Source organism: Amycolatopsis sp. M39, from assembly GCF_001651785.1.
Classification (GTDB): Bacteria; Actinomycetota; Actinomycetes; order Mycobacteriales; family Pseudonocardiaceae; genus Amycolatopsis; species Amycolatopsis rubida.
This window is the reverse complement of record NZ_LWSF01000002.1, coordinates 825,769-845,845: the sequence shown is the minus strand read 5'-3', so window position 1 is coordinate 845,845 and position 20,077 is coordinate 825,769. Positions and strand designations below refer to the sequence as shown.

Below are 20,077 nucleotides of genomic sequence, written 5' to 3'. Positions count from 1 at the left end.
GTTGTTGCCGGGGGTGCTGATTCCATCGGTCTCGGCGTTGCGCGCGCCGGCTTGCGGCCCGGGTGCGGGTCGTGAGGGGAACCCTGAGGGAATCAGCGGCTGTGAAGGTGGCCCTCACGGACTTCAGCGGGCGGGTGGGCTGAGTCAGGCGCTTGCTTCCAGCAGTCGGTGGTGGTGTTCCAGCAGCGCGCGGAACGAGTCGTGCGCGGTGCTGCCGTACGTGAGGTCCACTTCGACCGCTCGCCAGCCGTCGCCGGTGTGGGCGAGCAGGACGGTCGCGGGGTCGGAGACGATCACGACCGTTCCGTCGGCGCGCAGTTCGCGGGCGGGCAGCAGGCGCGGGAACACCACGTCCGCGGGTAACCCGTCCGCGAGCGCCAGGAACTCGCGGTAGTCGTCGGGAAGGCGGAAGCCGAGGCGTTGTTCGGCGGCGGCCAGGTCGGCGGGCGACGCCGGGGCGGGGGCGCGTTGCCCGCGCAGCCGGAGGATCGCCGAGACCAGTTCCGGAAGGCTGGCCGGGCTGGTCGGATGGCGTTCGCGCAGTGCGGCGATCAGCGCCCCCGCGCACTGGTCCGGCCACTCCGTGCCGAGTCCGAGCGGGTCCGCGCCGCCGACCAGCCGGGCGGCGAGCGGGCGGGTGGCGGCGAGCGTCGCGACGTCCGGGTCGGGGTGGCTTTCGACGAGTGCGGCCCACGCGCCGAGGTCGGCGGCGGCCAGTGCGTCGCGCACCGGATCCGGCCGCTCCGGGGCGATCGCGGAGACCACGCCCGCGACTGGCGAACCGTCGAAAAGACCGTCCAAATCGGACGCTCGGCGGGCGAGAAATGCTTGGTGGGCTTGTTCTTCCGCGTCCAGGTCGAGCGGAACGAGCACGTCTGCCCATTGTGGACGGTCGCCGCGCGCCTCGAAGAGCATCGCCCAGGCGCGGGCGCGCACCGCGTCGTCGGCGAGCACGGACGCCGGGCGTCCGGTCGCCGCGTGCCATTGCGTGACAAGGCGATCCGCGGCGTCGGCCGCGCCCGCGGTCGCGAGGAGGAGTGCGGCGTGGCCGATCCGGCGGTCAGCGGCGGCCTCGTCGGCGGTGAGCACGTCGCGGACGGCGGTCTCGAGGTAGTCGTCGCGCTGCATGTTCGCGAGCGTGCCACACGGCCGCGGACCCGACGGAGGCCCCGCGCCGGCGTGGTGCGGGGCCTCCGTCGAACGCGGGAATCAGCCCTGGTCGGCGATGTCCGCCAGCACCGCGGCGATGGTGCGGACCGGGATGCCGGTGCCGCCCTTGCCGGTGTAGCCCCACGGGCCGCCGGAGTTGAAGGCCGGGCCCGCGACGTCCAGGTGCGCCCACGGCAGGTCCGCCGGCACGAACTCGCGCAGGAACACGCCCGCCACCAGCATGCCCGCCCAGCGCTGGCCGGTGACGTTCGCGATGTCGGCCAGGCGCGAGTCCAGGTCGGCGCGCAGTTCGCCGGGAAGCGGCATGGCCCAGCCGCCCTCGCCGGTGGCCTGCATGATGCCGGCGACGCGGTCGCGGAACTCGTCCGAGCCCATCACGCCGGAGATCCGGTTGCCCAGCGCGACCACCTGCGCGCCGGTCAGCGTGGCGGTCTCGATCAGGTAGTCCGGGTTCTCCTCGGCCGCGCGCACGATCGCGTCGGCCAGCACGAGCCGTCCTTCGGCGTCGGTGTTGAGCACCTCGACGGTCTTGCCACCGTACATGGTCAGCACGTCGCCGGGCCGGTAGGAGGTGGCCGAGGGCAGGTTCTCCGCCAGCGGGATGTGCGCGGTGACCTCGAGCGGGTACTTCAGCTTCGCGGCCAGCACGACCGACGCGAGCACGGCGGCCGCGCCCGACATGTCGGAGGTCATGTGGTCCATGTTCGCGGCCGGCTTGAGCGAGATGCCGCCCGAGTCGAAGGTGATGCCCTTGCCGACCAGCGCGACCTTCTTGCGCGCCTTCGCCGGCTTCCAGCTGACCCGCAGCAGGCGCGGCGGCCGCGACGAACCGCCGCCGACGCCGAGGATGCCGCCGAAGCCCTTGCGCTTGAGGACCTTCTCGTCGAGCACCTCGAACTCGAGGCCGTTCGCGTCGGCGAGCTTCTTCGCGCGGTCGGCGAAGGACGCCGGGAACAGGTCGTTCGGCGGGGTGTTGATCAGGTCGCGGGCGATGATCACCGATTCGGCGATGAACCCGGCCGCCTTCAGCGTGGCCTTGTGCTCGCGCGCGGTGCCCTCGGCCGGGCTGACCAGGTCGGCCTTCGCCAGCGGGCCCTCGCCCTTCTCCGAGCGGTACTCGGTGAAGACGTACGCGCCCAGCGCGATGCCTTCGGTGGCGGCGTGCAGGTCGAGCGCCGACAGCGTGACGAACGCCCGCTCGGTGCCGTTCAGCGCGCGGGCCGCGGCTCCGGCCGCGCGGCGCACCTGCTCGGCGGTGATTTCGCCGTCCTTCGATGTGCCGAGGCCGACCGCCAGCACGACGCCCGCGGGCAGCTTGCCCAGCGTCGGCAGCTTCACGATTTCCTCGGCCTTGCCGGTCGCGCCGAGCGTGCCGAGCACCTCGGCGAGCTTGCCGTCGAACGCCGCGTCGGCGACCTCCGCGCCCGCGGCGAGCTCGAGGCCGTCCGCGCCCTGGAGAGTGCCGATCACGACGACGTCGGCGCGGGTCTTGCCCAATGCCGCACCCGTGTTCTCGGAGAGGGCAAGCTTCGGCACGGTCACTTCTGACTCCTCGCGACGTCGCGGTGGCGCCGGGCGATCTGCCCGGTCGATCGTGAGCCATGCTAATGACAAAGCCATCCGGACGGGGGAAGGGGGATCGCGGTGCGGCTCGCGGGAGCACTCCTGGTGACGCTGGCGGCCGGCGCCGCCGGGGCCGGATACTGGGTTCTCGCCGGGGTTGTGCTCGCCGCGCTGGCCGCGGCCTGCGGCTCCCGGCTGCCCGCGCTCGGCGGCGATCCGGCAGGCCGGATCGCCGGCGGATTATCCCGGCTGGCCCAGATCGTCGTGCTCGCGCAGGCGTTCGGCGCGTACGTCTTCCCGGCGCAGCCCGGGTATGCCGCCGCTGCGCTCGTGGTGTTCGTCGCGGCGGCGGATTTCGCCGGGCTGCGGCTGCCGGATCTGCTGGTCACCTGGGTGCTGGGCGTGCTGCTGGCCGCCGCGGCGGTGCTCGTGGCGATGTGCCTGGCGGTCGCTCCGGTGTCGCAAACGGGCGGAATCGGGACACCGCCCGCGGCCGGGATCGTCGTCGCGGCGCTGTTCCTGCTGCCGTTCCTCCTTCCGGAACCGGGGGAGCGCGGCACCGGACGCGCGTTCGTTCTGAGCCTCGTCGCGGTGGCGGTCACAGCGGTGACGCTGCTGCAGCTGGGTCCGGTCCGGCTCGGATTGTCCGGGACCGCGATGCGGGATCTGCTGTCCGCCGCGGACGCCGGGCAGCTCCAGCCGTTGCTCACGGTGATCGCAGTGCTGGCGACTCTTCCCGCCGTATTCACGACTTTCGTCGGTGCGCGACAGCGGTTCGCGCCGTCCGGCGGGGCTCCGGTCGCGGTGGCCGCACTGCTGGCAGCGGCCGCCGCGGCGTTCGTTCCGCTGTCGGCGGCGCTGCTCGCGGCGGGGCTCGGCGCCGTCGCGGAACTGCTGCTGCGGGTACGGATCCGCCGCTACCGTGGCGTCCATGACTGAGCACCGCTGGGCGCCGGGACAGACAGTCGTCGAACGTTTCGTCCGCCCGGACGGCAGCATCGGCCAGCATCATCCGCTGCGTGTGATTTCCGACGACGGCGAGACGCTGCTCGGCTGGCTCCCGCTCGGCACGCCGATCGTCGGCAGCAGGCTCGCGGACGGCCGGTCTCTGCGGGAAGCGCCGCTGGAACAACGGTTTCGCGAGCCGCGCGTACGCGTGCCGGAGGTCTGGCACGGCACCTCGACGCTGCGGCTGATCCCCGACCGGGCGTGGTCGTCGGTGTGGTGGTTTTTCGAGGCGGACGGCCGGTTCCGCGACTGGTACGTGAACCTCGAAGTGCCGCGCGGGCGCACCGGAACCGGCCCGGACCGGATCGACGGCATCCTCGACCTGGTCGTGACGCCGGGCGCGGGCTGGAAGTGGAAGGACGAGGACGAAGCGGAGGCGGCCGTCGAGGCAGGCCGGTTGACCACCGCTGAACTCGGCAAGCTGCGCGCGGAGGGCGAACGGCTCGCCGGGCTGGCCGAGCGGGGCGCGTACCCGTTCGACGGCACGCACACCGATTTCCGCCCGGACCCGGACTGGCCCGCTCCGGCGCTGCCCACCGGGCTGTGCTGACTCACTGCGGGTTTCGCAGCGGCGCGGTGCACGGCGGGTTCGCGGTCCGGCCAGTGTCAGCGAGAACGGGAGGAGCCGCGCGGCCGCTACCGCGAAAACCTTACTGGGCCAGCAGGACCAGCACCCCGAACAGCACGATGTTGACGACGAGCAGGATCACCACGGATTTGGTCGGCAGATTCCTGGTGATCACCTTGCCGTGCAGGTTCTTCCACCAGTAGATGCCGAATCCGGCGACGACGAGGCCGAGGAAGAAGCCGAACCCGCTCGAAAGCAGGCCCCAGCCGACCATCCCGAGCAGTCCCGCGCCGAAGGTCAGCAGGGCCGCGGCGCCGAAGGTCTTGACATCGGGCCCGGCCCCGGGCCCGGCTTGGCGTGCTGGTTGAGTGCTCACACCGTCCATCGTAGTGGGGTGACGCCGCGAGCGCGGGACAGCGCGGCGAGTAAGACCACAGGACTTCCGACTAACGTGCTTCCGACCAAGCGCTATCGTCTACGCATGACCACAGCGACGCAGTTCACCCACGTTCCGAACCCGAGCCCCGCGAGTCCTGAACGCGTCGCCGAGGTACTTGCCAAGCCGGGGTTCGGCACGCATTTCACCGACCACATGGTCACCGTGCGCTACAGCACCGAGAAGGGCTGGCACGACGCCAAGGTCGGGCCGTACGAACCGTTCTCCCTCGACCCGGCCACGTCCGTGCTGCACTACGGGCAGGCGATCTTCGAGGGCCTCAAGGCCTACCGCCAGCCGGACGGCACGATCGCCGCGTTCCGGCCGGAGGCCAACGCGCAGCGGTTCCGCGAATCCGCCGAGCGGCTCGCGATGCCGCAGCTGCCGGTGGAGACCTTCGTCGACTCGCTGCGCGAGCTGATCGCCGTCGACGAGCGCTGGGTGCCGACCCGCGAGGGCGATTCCCTGTACCTGCGCCCGTTCATGATCTCCACCTCGGCCGGTCTGGGCGTGAACAGCCCGGCCGAGGAGTATGTCTTCGCGGTGATCGCCTCGCCGGCCGGCTCGTACTTCAGCGGCGGCGTGAAGCCGGTCAGCGTGTGGCTGTCCACTGAGTACGTGCGCGCGGCCCCGGGCGGCACTGGCGCGGCGAAGTGCGCGGGCAACTACGCGGCGTCCTTCGTGGCGCAGGCGCAGGCCGTCGAGAAGGGCTGCGACCAGGTGGTGTGGCTGGACGCGGTCGAGCGCCGCTGGGTCGAGGAAATGGGCGGGATGAACCTGTTCTTCGTCTTCGGCTCGGGCGACGACGTCCGCGTGGTCACCCCGGAGCTGACCGGTTCGCTGCTGCCGGGCGTCACCCGCAAGTCGTTGCTGCAGCTGGCGAAGGACGCCGGGCACAAGGTCGAGGAGCGCCGGATCTCCACCGACGAATGGGAGAAGGCGGCCGCCTCGGGCGAGCTGACCGAGGTGTTCGCGTGCGGCACGGCGGCGGTCATCACGCCGGTCGGCCACGTGAAGCACGGCGGCGGCGAGTTCTCGATCTCCGGCGGGCAGCCGGGCCCGGTCACCATGGCCCTGCGCGAGCAGCTCGTCGGCATCCAGGAAGGCACCCGGCCGGCCCCGTCCGGCTGGATGACCCCGCTCACCTGACGCGCTAGCTGTCCGTGCGGGGAACCCTGAGAGGACTCTGCTTCCCGCAGGGTTCCCCGCACGGCTTTCAGGACGACAGCGGGCCGGAGACGCCGGACTGCTCGTGGGTGGTCATTTCGGCGAGCACGCGGGCGGCCATCATCAGCAGCGGCAGCGCGGTGACCGCGCCGGTGCCTTCGCCGAGCCGGACGTCGAGGTCGAGCAGCGCGCCGAGGTCGAGGTGCTCCAACGCGAGCGCGTGCGCGGGTTCGCCGGTCAGCTGCCCGGACATCCACCAGCGGCGCGCGCCGGGTGCGAGTTCTTCGGCGACGAGCGCGGCGGAGCAGACCACGAGCCCGTCGAGCACCACCGGCGTGCGGCGAACCGCCGCCTGCGCGAGAAAGCCCGTCATCGCGGCGATATCGGCCCCCGAGGACGTCCGCAGCAGCGCGAGCGGGTCGGCCAGCACCGCGCGGGCCCGGCGCAGCGCGTCGCGGACCGCGGCGGCCTTGCGCATCCAGGTGTTGTCGTCGATGCCCGAACCCCGGCCGACCACGGCGACCGGTTCGCTGCCGGTCAGCGCCGCGACCAGCACCGATGCCGGGGTGCTGTTGCCGATCCCCAGGTCGCCGGCGATCAGCAGGTCCGCGCCGCCGTCGACCTCCGCGTCGGCGATCTTCCGGCCGGCGTCCACCGCGGCGCGCACCTCGGCGTCGGTGAGCGCGTCCTCGACGTCGATCGAGCCGGAACCGCGGCGCACCTTGAACTCGCCGATCGACCGCATCGCGGATTCCTCGGTGTCCACGGCCATGTCGACCACGCGCACGCCCGCGCCCGCCGCCGCGGCGAGCACGTTGATCGCCGCGCCGCCGGTCAGCATGGTGCCGACGAGCTGCGACGTGACCTCCCGCGGATACGCCGAGACGCCCTTGTTCGCGATGCCGTGATCGCCGGCGAACACGACGACGCGCGGGCGGGTGAACGGCCGCGGCGGCGCCTGGCCCTGGCACGAGGCGATCCAGACGCCCAGCTCTTCCAGCCTGCCGAGCGAGCCGGCCGGTTTGACGAGCTTGTCGTGCAGCGCGATCGCGCCCGACCGGGCCTGGTCGCTCGGCGGTTCGATCTCGCCGAACTCGATGCCCGTTTCCCCGGTGTCCACAGCCAGGTTTCCTTTCGCCGCTGGGCGTCCCGGCGCCCAACCTACCGCCGCGAGGGCAGGGCCCTTAGGGTCGGTCGGCGTGCGGGAATCGACGGCGGCCGGGGTCGTGCTGGCCAGTGGTGCGGGGACCCGGGTCGGGGCCGCGCTGAACAAGGTTTACCTGCCGGTCGCGGGCAGGCGGGTGGTGGCGTGGTCGCTGGACGCGTTCGCCGCCGCGCGCGGGATCGGCGTGCTGGTGCTGGTGATCCGGCCTGAGGACGCGCCGCTGGCCGAGGAAGTGCTCGCCGAACTGTCCGTCCCGGTGGAGATCGTGCCCGGCGGCCCGGCGCGGCAAGCCTCCGAGCTGAACGCGCTGCGCCATCTCGCGCCGCGGATCGCTGACGGGACAGTGGATTCCGTGCTGCTGCACGACGGGGCCCGGCCGTTGGTGACGCCGGAGCTGATCTCCGCGGTGCTGGAACGGACCAGGGAAGACGGGGGAGCGGTGCCGGGCCTGGCCGCGGACGACGTGGTCGCGATGGCCGGGCCGGACACGGTGGCCGGGCCGCTGCCGGGCGCGATCCGGGTGCAGACCCCGCAGGGCTTCCGGGCGCGACCGCTGCTCGCGGCCTACGAGCAGGCCGCCGCGGAAGGGTTTCTGGGCACCGACACGGCTTCGTGCATGGAGCGGTTCTCCGCGCTGCCGGTGCGGTGGGTGCCCGGCAGCGCGGAGAACGTGAAGATCACCTATCCGCACGACCTCGCGGTGGCGGAGCGGTTTCTGCTGCGGCCTTCTTCGTAGCCGCCGCAGTGCTCACGGACTTTCGCCGGGGCGAACCCGGCCGCGGTGATCAGGGGGAAACGGTGAGCGCCGGGTCGGCGACCACGACGTCGCCCAGCGCCTCGTCGATCGCCGTGAGCAGCTCCGGCTCCAGCTTGACGCCCGCCGCCTTGACGTTGTCGTAGACCTGCTCCGGCCGCGAGGCCCCGATGATCGCCGACGCGACGTTCGGGTTCTGCAGCACCCACGCGACGGCCAGCTGCGCCATCGACAGCCCGGCTTCGGCCGCCAGCGGCTCCAGTTTCGCGACCGCGGCGAGGGTCTTCTCGTCGAGGAAACGCTTCACCATGTTCGCGCCGCCGTTCTCGTCGGTCGCGCGCGAACCGGCGGGCAGCGGCTGGCCCACCTTGTACTTGCCGGTCAGCACGCCCTGCGCCACCGGCGACCAGACGATCTGGCTCAGGCCCTCGCGCTCGGAAGCGGGCACGACCTGCGATTCGATGACGCGCCACAGCATCGAGTACTGCGGCTGGTTCGACACGAACGGGATCTTCAGCTCGCGGGCGAGCGCCGCGCCGCGGGAGATCTGCTCCGCGTTCCACTCCGAGACACCGATGTAGAGCGCCTTGCCCTGGCGGACCAGGTCGGCGAACGCCTGCATCGTCTCTTCCAGCGGCACCGTGCGGTCGAACCGGTGCGCCTGGTAGAGGTCGACATAGTCGGTGCCGAGCCGCTTGAGCGAGGCGTTGGCCGACTCGATGATGTGCTTGCGGGAGAGACCCTTGTCGTTGGGGCCCTTCGGCCCGGTCGGCCAGAAGACCTTGGTGAAGATCTCCAGGCTCTCCCGGCGCTGCCCCTTGAGCCCGCGCCCGAGCACCGACTCCGCGGCGGTGTTGGCGTAGACGTCAGCCGTGTCGAAGGTCGTGATGCCCGCGTCGAGTGCCGCCTTGATGCAGGCTTGTGCCTGGTCCTCCTCGACCTGGGACCCGTGGGTCAGCCAGTTGCCGTAGGAGATCTCACTGATGTTGAGGCCGCTGCGGCCGAGACGTCGAAACTCCATGCCGACAGCGTAAACGTTTCGTTCGCGTGGCTAACGACCTGTGTGCCGCACGGCTCAGTTCGGGATCGGGTCGCCTGCCTTCAACCGCGGCTTCGGGACCCGCAGCTTGCGGATCTGGCTCGCCCGGACGAAGGCGTACCAGCCGACGCCGCGGGTCGCCGTCGACGGCTCCTTCGGGAAGCGTTCGCGGACCAGCTTCGAGATCTTGCGGCCGTTCACGAAGCCCTCGATGGCCATGACCAGCAGCATCGCCATGCAGACCAGGGTGATGTACTGCTGCACCGCCGGCGCGGGCACCAGCAGCGCGAGGAACACCAGGATCGCCAGCGGCATGAACAGGCCGAGGATGTTGCGCCGGGAGTCGACCAGGTCGCGCACGTACGCCTTGACCGGGCCCTTGTCGCGCGGCGGCAGGTACTTGTCGTCGCCGGACATCATCCGCTCGCGGCGGACGCGGGCGGCCTCCTTGCGGTCTTCCTTGCTGACCGGATTGGCCTTGCGCAGCTCTTTGTTGCGCTTCATCGCCTCGCGCATGGAGGTGGGCGGCGCCGCGACCGGCCCGCGCCTGCGTCCTTCGGCCTCGCGCCGCTTGGGCGTCGCCTTGCCCTTTCCCGGCGTGTACGACTTGCTCGTGGCCTGGGAATCGACAACGGCGGTCTCGGCCGCGGAGTCGTCGGCGGCGGGGTCAGTGGTGCTTCGGCGCAGGAACCTCACCTCCCCAGGGTATTGCAGCCGTCACGACGTTGTTCACCAGGTCGTTCCATATGCGACGATGGAGGGGAACAGATCGGGCGAGTCCCGTGTTGTGCCTAGGACACGAGATGTACCCGCAGCGAGTTCGACCAAAGAGGGAGTGCCATGACGACCGCTGAGCAGACCGGTGCGGCTGCGGCCGAGACCGCCGAGGAGACCCACGGCGTGACGTTGACCGACGCCGCGGCCGCCAAGGCGAAGGCGCTGCTCGAACAGGAGGGCCGCGACGACATGCACCTGCGCATCGCCGTGCAGCCCGGCGGCTGCGCGGGCTTGCGCTACCAGCTGTTCTTCGACGAGCGCACGCTCGACGGCGACCTGTTCCGCGACTTCGACGGCCTCCAGGTCGCCGTGGACCGGATGAGCGCGCCGTACGTGTCCGAGGCCGTGATCGACTTCGTCGACACCATCGAGAAGCAGGGCTTCACGATCGACAACCCGAACGCCACGGGTTCCTGCGCCTGCGGCGACAGCTTCCACTGAACCCAGAGCTGAAACAGGCCCCGGCGCGGCCGCGCCGGGGCCTGTTTGCGTTTTCCGGCGCGGACGCCGTTCACCTGCTGCCGAGCGTTCGCGGGCTCAGACGTACGCGTCGAGATCGGCGACCTGCGCGTGGCAGGCGTCGTCGACCGTCCACGGCCGGGCGGTCCTGGGCCGGGGCAGCCGGGCCTGGCCGGCGGGGCGCTCGGGCCGCAGCGCGGACGGGAGGTGGGCGCAGTCGGCGATCAGGTCGCCGAGGGTTTCCGGTTCGGTCGCGAGGTTCACGAACGTCACGCTATTCAGCCGGACTTGAACGGGAAACGAGTACCGGCCGGTAGTGTCGGAACGTGGCGCGGAAACTACCCGGAAGGGTCATGACCAGCGGGTAACTTGCGTCAGGGCGCGAAAACGACAGCTCATCCACCCCGTGAGGAGAACCGGTGGCAGACAAGCCCAGGATCGCCGTGTCCGGCAGCATCGCGACGGACCATCTGATGCACTTCCCGGGGAGGTTCGCCGAGCAGCTCGTCGCCGAGCAGCTGCACCGGGTGTCGCTGAGCTTCCTCGCCGACGACCTCGTCGTGCGCCGCGGCGGCATCGGCGCGAACATCGCGTTCGGCCTCGGCGTGCTCGGCGTGCAGCCGGTGCTCGTCGGAGCCGTCGGCCAGGACTGGGCGGACTACCAGTCGTGGCTGCAGCGGCACGGCGTGGACACCGCGGGCGTGCTGGTGTCCGAGGTCGCGCACACCGCGCGCTTCGTGTGCACCACCGACGAGGACATGTGCCAGATCGCGACGTTCTACGCGGGCGCGATGGCGGAGTCCCGCAATATCGAGATGGGGCCGATTTCGGACCGGGTCGGCGGGCTCGGGCTCGTGCTGATCAGCCCGGACGATCCTGAGGGCATGGTCCGGCACGCTCAGGAGTGCCGTCAGCGGGGGTACACCTTCGCGGTCGACCCGTCGCAGCAGCTGGCCCGGATGGACGGGGCGCAGGTGCGGTCGTTCGTCGAGGGGGCCAAGTACCTGTTCAGCAACGACTACGAGTGGGAGTTGCTGCTGCAGAAGACCGGCTGGACCGAGGCCGATGTGCTGGAGCGGGTCGGGCTGCGGATCACCACGCTGGGGGAGAAGGGCGTGGAGATCGTCGGGCGGGACGGGACCGCGCTGCAGATCGGGGCGGTTCCGGAGCGCGGGAAGGCCGATCCCACTGGGGTTGGGGACGGGTTCCGGGCCGGGTTCCTCGCGGCGATCGACGGCGGGCTCAGTTTGGAGCGGGCCGCGCAGTTGGGGTGTTTGATCGCGGTGCTGGTTTTGGAGACGGTGGGGACGCAGGAGTGGACGCTGGAGCGGGCTGAGGCGTTGGGGCGGTTGCGGGAGGCGTTCGGGCCGGAGGCTGCCGAGGAGATCGCGGCGGTTCTGCCTGCTTGACCGGGCCTGCTCGTCGCCTGGCGGCGACCTTGCGCCCGATCGCTTGCGGGCACCCCGAAGCTGATGGTGCTGACGGACGGCGGGTGCTTGTCAAGGCGGGAAAGATGCCTTGACAAGCACCCGCCGTCCGCATTCGGGCTTCGGATCGGGGTGCGGGGGTGGTATGGGTGCCTGGTTTGGTGGGTGCGCTGGTGTGGTTTCAGGGCCGTGAGGGGAACCCTGAGGGAATCAGATTTCCCCTCACCTGCGGTCAGAGCTTGACGGGGTAGGCCGGTTCCGGGATTTCCGGCTTGATGCGGTGTTCCACGAAGATGCCGTGCCACAGCATGAAGACCAGCAGAGCCCAGAGCTGGCGGCTGCGGTCCAGCTGGCCCTCCTTGTGCTCGTCCAGCAGGCGGAGCACGGCGGTTTTGTCCAGCAGCTCGTCGGTCTTCGAGTCGTTGATGATGCCGCGGGCCCAGTCGTGCATCTCGTTGCGCAGCCACAGCCGGATCGGCACGGGGAAGCCCAGTTTCTTCCGGTTCAGCACGTGGCCGGGGATGATCTTCGCCAGGGCCTGGCGCAGCGCGTACTTCGTGGTGCCGTGGGCGAGTTTCTGGTCCAGCGGGATCGAAGCGGCGACCTTGAACACCTCGGCGTCGAGGAACGGCACCCGCAGCTCCAGCGAGTTCGCCATGGTGACCTTGTCCGCCTTGACCAGGATGTCGCCGCGCAGCCAGGTGAACAAATCCACGTGCTGCATGCGGGCCACCGGGTCCCAGCCGCGGGACACGTCGTACCAGGGGGCGGTGACGTCCTTGAAGCCGACGCCTTCCTGGTAGGTCCGCAGCACGGCGCGCAGCTGCTCGTCGCGGAAGTTGCGGGCGTTGCCGTAGTAGCGGTCTTCCAGCGGGAGCGCGCCGCGGCGCAGCAGGTCCTTGCCGCGGGTGCCCTCCGGGATCTTCGTGGACACCTTGCCCAGCAGTTTCCGCACGCCGCCGGGGATCTTCTCGAACGGAGCCAGCGAGATCGGCTCGCCGTAGATCGTGTAGCCGCCGAACAGCTCGTCCGCGCCTTCGCCGGACAGCACCGCCTTCACGTGCTTGCGCGCCTCGCGCGCGATGAACCACAGCGGGACCAGCGCCGGGTCGGCGACCGGGTCGTCCAGGTACCAGACGATGAGCGGCAGCGCTTCCATCATCTCGTCCGCCGACACCGTGCGGACCACGTGCTTCACGCCGATCGCGGCGGCCGATTCCGCGGCCACGTCCACCTCGGAGTAGCCCTCGCGCTCGAACCCGGTGGTGAACGCGATGAGGTTCGGGTTGTGCTCCTTGGCGAGCGTCGCGGTCGCGGTGGAGTCGATGCCGCCGGAGAGGAACGCGCCGACCGTGACGTCCGGGTCGGAGATCATGTGCTTGCCGACCGAGTCGCGCATCACATCGGCGATGCGCTCGTACAGCGCCTCGGCCTCGGCGGGGCCGTTCACCGGCTGCGCGGCGAACTTCGGGTGGAAGTAGCGGGTGAACTCGGGCTTCCCGCCCGGCGAGAGCCGGAACGAGGTGCCGGACTCGACGCGGCGGATCGCGGTGTGCAGCGACTCCGGCTCCGGCACGTACTGCAGGACCAGGTAGTGCTGCAGGGCCGTGCGGTCCAGCTCCTGCGCGACGCCGAGCGTGTCCGACAGCTCCAGCAGGCTCTTCTTCTCGCTGGAGAACGCGGTGCCCTTCGGGCCTTCGCTGTAGTAGAGCGGTTTGATCCCGAACGGGTCGCGCGCGCCGAAAACGACCTTTTCCGCCGAATCCCAGATCAGGAACGCGAACATGCCGCGCAGTTTTTCGACCGCTTTGTCCCCGAGGTAGTGATAAGCCGCGACGATCGCCTCGCCGTCGCCTTCAGTGGCGAACTTCGCACCGAATTCTTCGGCGAGCTCGTCGCGCAGTTCGCGGTAGTTGTAGATCTCGCCGTTGAAGTTCAGCGTGTACCGGCCGGGAGCCTCCGGCGGGCCCCACACCAGCGGCTGGTGCGCGTGGTCGACGTCGATGAAGGCGAGCCGGTTGAAGCCGTACACGACCTCGGCGTCCGCCCAGGTGTCCTGCTCGTCAGGGCCGCGGTGGCGCTGGCAGCGCATCGCCGCGCCGACGCTCTCCCGGGCGTTCGAGGCGTCGTTTTCGGTCGCGCAGATCAGTCCAAGCAGGCCGCACACGTGTACTCACACACCTCAGGGTCGGGCCGGTCCGGGGAAGGGCCCAGTATGCCGGGGCGGGGCGCCTCGCCCGGAACGCGGGTGACGCGTGGCGCAACTGGTCACCCCTTGGTCAGCGGGAGCGGCCAACTCGGCTAGGCTCCGCCTGTCACGAAGATCGGTCGAAGAAGGCCCGGTGTGAGAGGGCCTGTTGGGTGAAAGGGCAGGGCGCAGTGGGAAAACCAGAGCGCACCCCGGTGGGTAAGCGGGTCGGGCGTGTCGCCGCGCTGGCCGTGCTGGTGGCGCTGACCGCGACGGGCTGCTCGGGAGACGAGATCCTCCGCTTCGGCTGGCCCAAGGGCGTCACGCCGCAGGCCGACCAGATGCGCACCCTCTGGACGTGGACGGTCGTCGCGGCGCTCGTCGTCGGCGCGATCGTGTGGGCCCTGATCTTCTGGACCGCGATCTTCCACCGCAAGAAGAAGGGCGCGGCCGCCGAGGGCCCCGAGGACCTGCCCCGGCAGTTCCAGTACAACATCCCGCTGGAGATCTTCACGGTCGTCCTGCCGACGATCATGGTCTGCGTGCTGTTCTTCTTCACCGCGACGACCGAGAGCAAGGTCCTCGACAAGAAGCCGAACCCGGACGTCGTGGTCGACGTGATCGCCTTCCAGTGGAACTGGGAGTTCAAGTACGAGGGCGAGAACGCCAAGCGCGCCGACGGCACCCAGGTGAGCACCGTCGGCTCCTCCGGCGAGATCCCGCTGCTCGTGCTGCCGACGAACAAGACCATCGAGTACCGGCTCCGCTCGACGGACGTCATCCACTCGTTCTGGGTCCCGGAGTTCAACTTCAAGCGCGACGTGATGCCGGACCCGGAGAAGAACAACCAGGACAGCTCGTTCCAGAACTCGATCGACCGCGAGGGCTCGTTCGTCGGCCGCTGCGCCGAGCTGTGCGGGACGTACCATTCGGTGATGAACTTCGAGGTGCGGGCCTTGTCCCCGGACAAGTACGACCAGTACCTCAAGCTGCGCACCGAGACGAACCCGAAGACCGGCAAGCCGAACAGCGCGGCCGAGGCGCTGGCGTCGATGAACTGCGGCGAGCTGTGCAGCCCGTTCGCGGTGACCACGAAGCCGTTCAACACCGACCGCACCGCGCGCACCGCGTCCAACTGACGGCGAACCCAGAGGAGTAGGGGACCAATCCCATGAAGGTCGAAGCCCGGATTTTCTACATGGTGGCGGGATTCGCCGTCCTCATGACCGCCGTTTACTGGGTCATGACCGCGCTCTTCACGACCGACCAGAAGGCCGAGCCGGTCGGCATCGTCGCGCTGTTCCTGACCGGCGGCCTCGCGTTCCTCGCCGGCAGCTACATGCAGTTCGTGTCCCGCCGGATCGAAGAGCGCCCGGAGGACCGCGAGGACGCCGAGATCAGCGACGGCGCGGGCGAGCTGGGCTTCTTCAGCCCGGGCAGCTACTGGCCGGTCGCGCTGGCCGCGGCGGCCGGGCTGGCCGGCCTCGCCCTCGCGTTCTTCCACATCTGGCTGCTCGTGATGGCGATCGTGGCCCTGCTCATCGCCGTGGGCGGGCTGGTGTTCGAGTACCACACCGGTCCCGAGCACGACTGAGTTTTTCCGCTTCACCGCGACGCCCGGCTGGGAATTTCCGGCCGGGCGTCGCGCGTATCCGCCTTGGCGCGCTGCGGAGCGAGCGCCGCGGCGAGCACCGCCAGCATCCCCAGGCCCTCCGGCCAGGTGAGCCGGTGGCCGAACGCCAGGATGTCCACCACGACCGCGACCACCGGGTACAGGTAGGACAGCAGCGCCACCGTCGTGGTCGGCAGCTTGCCGATGCTGGCGTACATCAGCACGTACATCACCGCGGTGTGCACTGTGCCCAGCAGCAGGAGCCACAGCAGTCCCGGAGCCGAGCTCGGCAGCGGAGTGAAAATCAGCGCGGGGGCGAGCACGATCGCGCCGACCGTCAGCTGCACCGCCGCGAGCAAATGCGGCCGGATGTGCTTGAGCTGCTTCGCGATGAAGGACGCACCGGCGTAGAGCAGGGCCGCGCCGAGCGCGAGCGCGATCCCGGCGAACCGCACGGGTTGTCCGTCATCTCCTTGTGCGGAAAGGGAAATCACCACAACTCCGGCGAAAGCCACGCCCGCGCGCAGGAGGTGCGAACGGCCGACTTTCTCGCCGAGGAACATCGCCGCCATGCCGACCAGGATCAGCGGTTGGGTGTGGTAGACGACGGTGCTGACGCCGATGGACGACAGCGAGTAGGACGCGAACAGCAGCACCCAGTTGCCGACCAGCAGCAGGCCGCCGGCGACAGCGAGCAGCAGGTCGCGGCGGGCCGGCCGCCAGTCGCGGAACCAGCCTCGGGCCAGGGACCACCCGACCAGCAGGACACCGCCGACGAGGCAGCGGGCGAAGGCCACCGCCGGGGCGGCCGCGCCGCTTTCGAGCACGACCGCGCCGATCGTGCCGGACAACGCCATCGCCGCGGACCACTGCAGGACCGGGCGGGATTCGGGGTTCTTCATGCGACCCAGATTCGTCGCGGCGGCTCCGCTCAACCAGTGTCAGAGATGACAATGACCGCACAACTTGTGACATGCTGGGTCGCATGGACGTGCACCGGGTCGCCGTGCTGCTCGCGGACCGGGTTTCGCCGTTCGAGCTGGGGGTCGCGTGCGAGGTGTTCGGCACCGACCGCAGCGCGGACGGCATGCCCGGCTGGGACTTCGGCGTGTGCTCGCCGGGCGGGGCGGAGGTGGCCAGCTGGTCCGGATTCGGCCTCGCCGGACTGCGCGATCTCGACTTCGCGGCGTCGGCGGATTTGGTGATTGTGCCCACCCAGGCGCCGCGGACCGCGCCGCCGCCGGAACCATTGCTGGACGCCTTGCGCGCTGCGCGGGAACGCGGCGCGTGGGTGGCGGGGTTCTGCGCGGGAGTGTTTTCGCTCGGTTACGCGGGACTGCTGGCCGGCCGTCGCTGCACGGTGCACTGGATCTACGAGCCGGAATTCCGCCGCCTGTTTCCCGCCGCGGAAGTAGATCCCCAAGCCCTCTATGCGGACGACGACGGCGTGTTCACCAGCGCTGGGACGGTCGCCGCGGTGGATCTGTGCCTGCACCTGGTGCGGCGCTTGCGCGGAGTCGCGGCGGCGACGGCACTGGCCCGGCGGATGGTGGCCGCTCCGCACCGCGCCGGCGGGCAGGCGCAGTTCGTGCAGGCCCCAGTGCCCGCGACGGCCGCTCCGGACGACGCGGTGGTCGCCGAAGCGCTCGAATGGGTGGAACGGCGGTTGGACCAGCCGTTCACGGTCGCGGAGCTGGCTCGCCGCAGCGGATTGGGGGAGCGGACGTTCCTGCGCCGCTTCTCCGCCGCGACCGGAACGACTCCGCATCGCTGGCTGACCGAACGCCGCCTCGACCGGGCGCAGGCGCTGCTGGAGGAGGGCTCGCTTTCAGTGGAGGACATCGCGATGGCCTGCGGTTACACCTCCGCGGCTGCGCTGCGGCACCAGTTCTCGCGGCTGCGCTCTACCACGCCCAGCGCATACCGGACCGCTTTCNACCGCTTTCCGTCCGTGAGGGAACCCTGCGGGAATCAGATTCCCGCAGGGTTCCCTCACGGACGTCCACCGAGGCAGGCCGCGCTCGCTGGCCGAGGCGAACTTCGGGCAGCGCGGACGGTCAGCGATCAGCCGAGGAGAACGCGATCCACCGGTCCAGCAGCGCCGCTGCCGCACCGCTGTCGATGGCCTGGCGTGCTTGGTCCAGCCCAGCCGCCAAGTCGTCTTCGAGCGAACCGGAGAAGCCCGCGAAGGCGGCCAGCGCGGCGGCGGCGTTCAGCGCCACCGCGTCGCGCACCGGACCGGTCTTGCCGCTGACCAGTTCCCGGACGACCTCGGCGTTCGCCGCGGCGTCGCCGCCGCGCAGGTCCTCCGCCGTGGCGCGCGGGATGTCGAGCGACTGCGGGTCGAAGGAGCGTTCCGTCACCGTGCCGCCGGAGACCACCAGCACCGACGTCGTCGTGGTGGTGGTGATCTCGTCCAGCCCGTCGTCGCCGCGGGCCACCAGCACCGACATCCCGCGTTCGGCGAAAATCTCCGCCAGGGCACGGGTTTTGTCCGCGTACGCGCAGCCGATCAGGGCACTTCGCGGCTGCGCCGGGTTGGTCAGCGGGCCCAGCAGGTTGAACGTGGTGGGCACGCCCAGTTCGCGCCGCGGCGGGCCGGTGTGCCGGAACGCCGGGTGGAACGCCGGGGCGAAGCAGAACCCGATGCCGATCTCCTCGAGCGACGCGAGCACCGCTTCCGGCGGCAGGTCGATCTTCACGCCGAGGGTTTCCAGCACGTCGGCCGCGCCGGACTTCGACGACGCGCTCCGGTTGCCGTGCTTGGCCACCGGAGCGCCCGCCGCCGCCGTCACGATCGTCGCCATCGTGGAGATGTTCACCGAGTTCGACCGGTCGCCCCCGGTGCCGACGATGTCCACCGCGGGACGGCTCAGCGTGATCCGCCGGGCGTGCGCCAGCATCGCGTCGGCCATGCCGGAGATCTCCGCGGGCGTTTCGCCCTTGGCGCGCAGCGCGACCGCGAAGCCGCCGATCTGCGCCTGCCCGGCGCTGCCGGACATGATCTGGTCCATCGCCCACGCCGTGTCCTCCGCGGACAGGTTCTCGCCGGCGATGAGCCGGGTGAGCAGCGCGGGCCAGGTGTGCGGGGTGGCGCCCACCGGGCTCAGCCGCCGTTGACGGCGGGGACCCGCCCGGCGCGCAGCACGCCGGCGACGGTTTCCGCCGCGGTCAGCGGGTCGAGCGGGTGCACCAGCACGGCGTCGGCCAGCGCCCAGGTGGCGAGCCATCGGTCGTCCCGGCGGCGGACGGCCACGATGATCGGCGGGCAGTCGTCGATCTCGTGCTTGAGCTGGCGGGTCAGGCCGATGCCGCCGGTCGGCTGCGCCTCGCCGTCGAGGATCGCGAGGTCGACCGAGCCCGCGTCCATTTCGGCGAGCACGTCGGCGATGCCGGCCGCCTCGACCCACTCGACGCGGCCGAGGTCGGCCGCCGGGCGCCTGCCGACGGCGTTCATGATCGCCTCGCGGACCTCGGCCTTGTGGCTGAACACCAGGATCCGCTGGGACTGCTCGCTCATTGAGCACGCCTCCGTCTCGTCACGGGTGGAACAGCCGCGATCGTATCCGCCGAGACGCATCTCACGCGGACGCGGTGGGCGAGTCACCCGGTTGCCGCGCCTCCCAGCCCGGAGCGTCGCCGCCGAGCCGCTGCGCCAGACCGGCCATCCGGGACCGTTCCTGGGCGCAGTGCAGGGCGTCCAGCACCTGCACCCGCCGGGCGTGCGCCAGCACCCGGTCGCCGTCGCGGCTTTGTTCGCGCAGGTCGTAGCCGTCCTGCGCGAGAATCGCCGCCGCCTCCTCGATCCGGTCCGCCGGAAGGAGCAGGTGATGGACGAGGACCGCGGGCGCTTCGCTTGCCCAGCCGGGTGATTCGGCGAGCACCGCCGAATCCGCGACGGCCGGATCGAACGCCGAAACGACGGTCGCCAGACCGGGCGCGTCCGGGTCGAGAACCGCTTCTTCGGGCTTTCTCACCAGGTCACGGAGCTTCTCCAGCCAACTCACGAGTAACTCCTTCCGCCGCTGGTCCGCGTCGCGCGCGCGGGTGTGACGCGAAGCTCCCACGACCCGCCGCAGACCCGGCGGGCGGGGTGCGGTCGCGGGAGGACATAATGCGATTCGTGACAACGGCAGCTCCCACCATCAGCCAGCGGGTCCACTCGCTGAACCGGCCGAACATGGTCAGTGTCGGCACCGTCGTGTGGCTGTCCAGCGAACTGATGTTCTTCGCCGGACTGTTCGCCATGTTCTTCACCGTCAAGGCGCAGAACCCGGCCGGGGCGTCCTGGCCGCCGCCGTTGCACGGCGAGGAGTTCCACCTCAACGTCGCGTACGCGATCCCGTTCACGGTGATCCTCGTGCTGTCGTCGCTGACCTGCCAGTTCGGCGTGTTCGCCGCGGAGCGGGGCGACGTCTACGGCCTGCGCCGCTGGTACATCGTGACGCTGATCATGGGCGCGATCTTCGTGTTCGGGCAGGCGAACGAGTACCACAACCTGGTCGAGGAGGGGCTCACGATCCCGTCCGGCCCGTTCGGCACGGTGTTCTACCTCGCGACCGGTTTCCACGGCCTGCACGTGATCGGCGGGCTCATCGCCTTCGTGTTCCTGCTGGTCCGCACGAAGCTCAGCAAGTTCACTCCGGCGCAGGCCACCTCGGCGATCGTCGTGTCGTACTACTGGCACTTCGTCGACATCGTGTGGGTCGGCCTCTTCGCGGTGATCTACATCCTTCCCTGATCT

At 70.6% G+C, this 20,077-nt stretch carries 21 protein-coding genes and 1 pseudogene; 10 read left to right on the top strand and 12 right to left on the bottom strand.

The window, feature by feature from the left end; translation table 11 throughout:
* Positions 1-144 precede the first annotated feature (144 nt).
* Positions 145-1,128: an SMI1/KNR4 family protein gene (locus tag A4R44_RS08760; protein ID WP_067577980.1), complete on the bottom strand. Its 984-nt coding sequence runs from the start codon at positions 1,126-1,128 to the stop codon at positions 145-147.
* 81 nt (positions 1,129-1,209) lie between these two features.
* Entirely contained in the window at positions 1,210-2,712 is a 1,503-nt protein-coding gene (locus A4R44_RS08755) for a leucyl aminopeptidase (RefSeq protein WP_067577978.1), read from the bottom strand.
* Positions 2,713-2,814: 102 nt separating this feature from the next.
* Between A4R44_RS08755 and A4R44_RS08750 the strand changes: the two genes are divergently transcribed.
* Positions 2,815-3,672, top strand: a complete 858-nt coding sequence (locus A4R44_RS08750; protein ID WP_067577976.1) for a sulfatase — start codon at positions 2,815-2,817, stop codon at positions 3,670-3,672.
* Complete coding sequence (locus A4R44_RS08745) at positions 3,665-4,291, top strand: DUF402 domain-containing protein (protein WP_067578183.1); 627 nt, start codon at positions 3,665-3,667, stop codon at positions 4,289-4,291. Before A4R44_RS08750 ends, A4R44_RS08745 begins: the two co-directional genes overlap by 8 nt.
* A gap of 100 nt (positions 4,292-4,391) precedes the next feature.
* Here A4R44_RS08745 and A4R44_RS08740 read toward each other — a convergent pair whose 3' ends face one another.
* Positions 4,392-4,694, bottom strand: a complete 303-nt coding sequence (locus tag A4R44_RS08740; protein ID WP_067577974.1) for a hypothetical protein — start codon at positions 4,692-4,694, stop codon at positions 4,392-4,394.
* 96 nt (positions 4,695-4,790) lie between these two features.
* Here A4R44_RS08740 and A4R44_RS08735 point away from each other — a divergent pair, with 96 nt between their 5' ends.
* A complete protein-coding gene (locus A4R44_RS08735; protein ID WP_067577973.1) occupies positions 4,791-5,894 on the top strand; it encodes a branched-chain amino acid aminotransferase in 1,104 nt (367 codons plus the stop codon).
* A gap of 67 nt (positions 5,895-5,961) precedes the next feature.
* Here the strand turns inward: A4R44_RS08735 and cobT are convergent, their stop codons facing one another.
* Positions 5,962-7,032: a nicotinate-nucleotide--dimethylbenzimidazole phosphoribosyltransferase gene (gene cobT, locus A4R44_RS08730; RefSeq protein ID WP_067577971.1), complete on the bottom strand. Its 1,071-nt coding sequence runs from the start codon at positions 7,030-7,032 to the stop codon at positions 5,962-5,964.
* A gap of 79 nt (positions 7,033-7,111) precedes the next feature.
* Here cobT and A4R44_RS08725 point away from each other — a divergent pair, with 79 nt between their 5' ends.
* Positions 7,112-7,813: a 2-C-methyl-D-erythritol 4-phosphate cytidylyltransferase gene (locus A4R44_RS08725; RefSeq protein WP_067577969.1), complete on the top strand. Its 702-nt coding sequence runs from the start codon at positions 7,112-7,114 to the stop codon at positions 7,811-7,813.
* A 49-nt stretch (positions 7,814-7,862) separates the two neighbouring features.
* On the opposite strand, the gene A4R44_RS08720 is transcribed toward A4R44_RS08725, so the two are convergent.
* Both A4R44_RS08720 and A4R44_RS08715 read right to left on the bottom strand, forming a co-directional pair.
* On the bottom strand, positions 7,863-8,852 hold the full coding sequence (locus A4R44_RS08720; protein WP_067577968.1) for an aldo/keto reductase family protein: 990 nt from the start codon (positions 8,850-8,852) through the stop codon (positions 7,863-7,865).
* A gap of 54 nt (positions 8,853-8,906) precedes the next feature.
* The gene (locus A4R44_RS08715) at positions 8,907-9,566 is read right to left on the bottom strand and encodes a DUF3043 domain-containing protein (RefSeq protein WP_067577966.1); all 660 of its coding nucleotides are present in this window, start codon (positions 9,564-9,566) and stop codon (positions 8,907-8,909) included.
* A 144-nt stretch (positions 9,567-9,710) separates the two neighbouring features.
* Between A4R44_RS08715 and A4R44_RS08710 the strand changes: the two genes are divergently transcribed.
* On the top strand, positions 9,711-10,088 hold the full coding sequence (locus tag A4R44_RS08710) for an iron-sulfur cluster assembly accessory protein (RefSeq protein WP_037809530.1): 378 nt from the start codon (positions 9,711-9,713) through the stop codon (positions 10,086-10,088).
* 96 nt (positions 10,089-10,184) lie between these two features.
* Here the strand turns inward: A4R44_RS08710 and A4R44_RS08705 are convergent, their stop codons facing one another.
* A complete protein-coding gene (locus tag A4R44_RS08705; protein WP_067578181.1) occupies positions 10,185-10,370 on the bottom strand; it encodes a hypothetical protein in 186 nt (61 codons plus the stop codon).
* 155 nt (positions 10,371-10,525) lie between these two features.
* Between A4R44_RS08705 and A4R44_RS08700 the strand changes: the two genes are divergently transcribed.
* Positions 10,526-11,515 carry a carbohydrate kinase family protein gene (locus tag A4R44_RS08700; RefSeq protein WP_093576065.1) on the top strand — a complete coding sequence of 330 codons (990 nt, stop codon included), beginning with the start codon at positions 10,526-10,528 and terminating at the stop codon, positions 11,513-11,515.
* Positions 11,516-11,765: 250 nt separating this feature from the next.
* Here the strand turns inward: A4R44_RS08700 and asnB are convergent, their stop codons facing one another.
* On the bottom strand, positions 11,766-13,700 hold the full coding sequence (asnB, locus tag A4R44_RS08695; RefSeq protein WP_067577964.1) for an asparagine synthase (glutamine-hydrolyzing): 1,935 nt from the start codon (positions 13,698-13,700) through the stop codon (positions 11,766-11,768).
* A gap of 212 nt (positions 13,701-13,912) precedes the next feature.
* Here asnB and A4R44_RS08690 point away from each other — a divergent pair, with 212 nt between their 5' ends.
* The gene (locus tag A4R44_RS08690; RefSeq protein WP_067577962.1) at positions 13,913-14,860 is read left to right on the top strand and encodes a cytochrome c oxidase subunit II; all 948 of its coding nucleotides are present in this window, start codon (positions 13,913-13,915) and stop codon (positions 14,858-14,860) included.
* Positions 14,861-14,892: 32 nt separating this feature from the next.
* Positions 14,893-15,315, top strand: a complete 423-nt coding sequence (locus A4R44_RS08685) for a cytochrome c oxidase subunit 4 (RefSeq protein ID WP_037809532.1) — start codon at positions 14,893-14,895, stop codon at positions 15,313-15,315.
* Between the two features lie 11 nt (positions 15,316-15,326).
* Here A4R44_RS08685 and A4R44_RS08680 read toward each other — a convergent pair whose 3' ends face one another.
* Entirely contained in the window at positions 15,327-16,235 is a 909-nt protein-coding gene (locus A4R44_RS08680; protein ID WP_198545207.1) for a DMT family transporter, read from the bottom strand.
* A gap of 83 nt (positions 16,236-16,318) precedes the next feature.
* On the opposite strand from A4R44_RS08680, the pseudogene A4R44_RS45430 reads away from it, so the two are divergent.
* A pseudogene (locus tag A4R44_RS45430) lies at positions 16,319-17,269 on the top strand (GlxA family transcriptional regulator); the annotation flags it as partial.
* A gap of 121 nt (positions 17,270-17,390) precedes the next feature.
* On the opposite strand, the gene trpD reads toward A4R44_RS45430, so the two are convergent.
* From trpD to A4R44_RS08660, 3 genes are all read right to left on the bottom strand, one after another.
* On the bottom strand, positions 17,391-18,434 hold the full coding sequence (trpD, locus tag A4R44_RS08670; RefSeq protein WP_198545206.1) for an anthranilate phosphoribosyltransferase: 1,044 nt from the start codon (positions 18,432-18,434) through the stop codon (positions 17,391-17,393).
* A 5-nt stretch (positions 18,435-18,439) separates the two neighbouring features.
* Entirely contained in the window at positions 18,440-18,853 is a 414-nt protein-coding gene (locus A4R44_RS08665; protein ID WP_067577956.1) for a hypothetical protein, read from the bottom strand.
* Between the two features lie 61 nt (positions 18,854-18,914).
* A complete protein-coding gene (locus A4R44_RS08660) occupies positions 18,915-19,340 on the bottom strand; it encodes a ribonuclease E inhibitor RraB (RefSeq protein ID WP_067577954.1) in 426 nt (141 codons plus the stop codon).
* A 107-nt stretch (positions 19,341-19,447) separates the two neighbouring features.
* On the opposite strand from A4R44_RS08660, the gene A4R44_RS08655 reads away from it, so the two are divergent.
* Entirely contained in the window at positions 19,448-20,074 is a 627-nt protein-coding gene (locus tag A4R44_RS08655) for a heme-copper oxidase subunit III (RefSeq protein ID WP_067577952.1), read from the top strand.
* Positions 20,075-20,077: the final 3 nt, after the last annotated feature.

Bases quoted from the DNA above. Each gene is read 5' to 3' on its own strand.
- A4R44_RS08760 (WP_067577980.1), bottom strand. From the start codon at position 1,128: ATGCAGCGCGACGACTACCTCGAGACCGCCGTCCGCGACGTGCTCACC.
- A4R44_RS08745 (WP_067578183.1), top strand. From the start codon at position 3,665: ATGACTGAGCACCGCTGGGCGCCGGGACAGACAGTCGTCGAACGTTTC.
- A4R44_RS08740 (WP_067577974.1), bottom strand. From the start codon at position 4,694: ATGGACGGTGTGAGCACTCAACCAGCACGCCAAGCCGGGCCCGGGGCC.
- A4R44_RS08735 (WP_067577973.1), top strand. From the start codon at position 4,791: ATGACCACAGCGACGCAGTTCACCCACGTTCCGAACCCGAGCCCCGCG.
- A4R44_RS08720 (WP_067577968.1), bottom strand. From the start codon at position 8,852: ATGGAGTTTCGACGTCTCGGCCGCAGCGGCCTCAACATCAGTGAGATC.
- A4R44_RS08710 (WP_037809530.1), top strand. From the start codon at position 9,711: ATGACGACCGCTGAGCAGACCGGTGCGGCTGCGGCCGAGACCGCCGAG.
- A4R44_RS08685 (WP_037809532.1), top strand. From the start codon at position 14,893: ATGAAGGTCGAAGCCCGGATTTTCTACATGGTGGCGGGATTCGCCGTC.
- A4R44_RS08680 (WP_198545207.1), bottom strand. From the start codon at position 16,235: ATGAAGAACCCCGAATCCCGCCCGGTCCTGCAGTGGTCCGCGGCGATG.
- A4R44_RS08665 (WP_067577956.1), bottom strand. From the start codon at position 18,853: ATGAGCGAGCAGTCCCAGCGGATCCTGGTGTTCAGCCACAAGGCCGAG.
- A4R44_RS08655 (WP_067577952.1), top strand. From the start codon at position 19,448: ATGCGATTCGTGACAACGGCAGCTCCCACCATCAGCCAGCGGGTCCAC.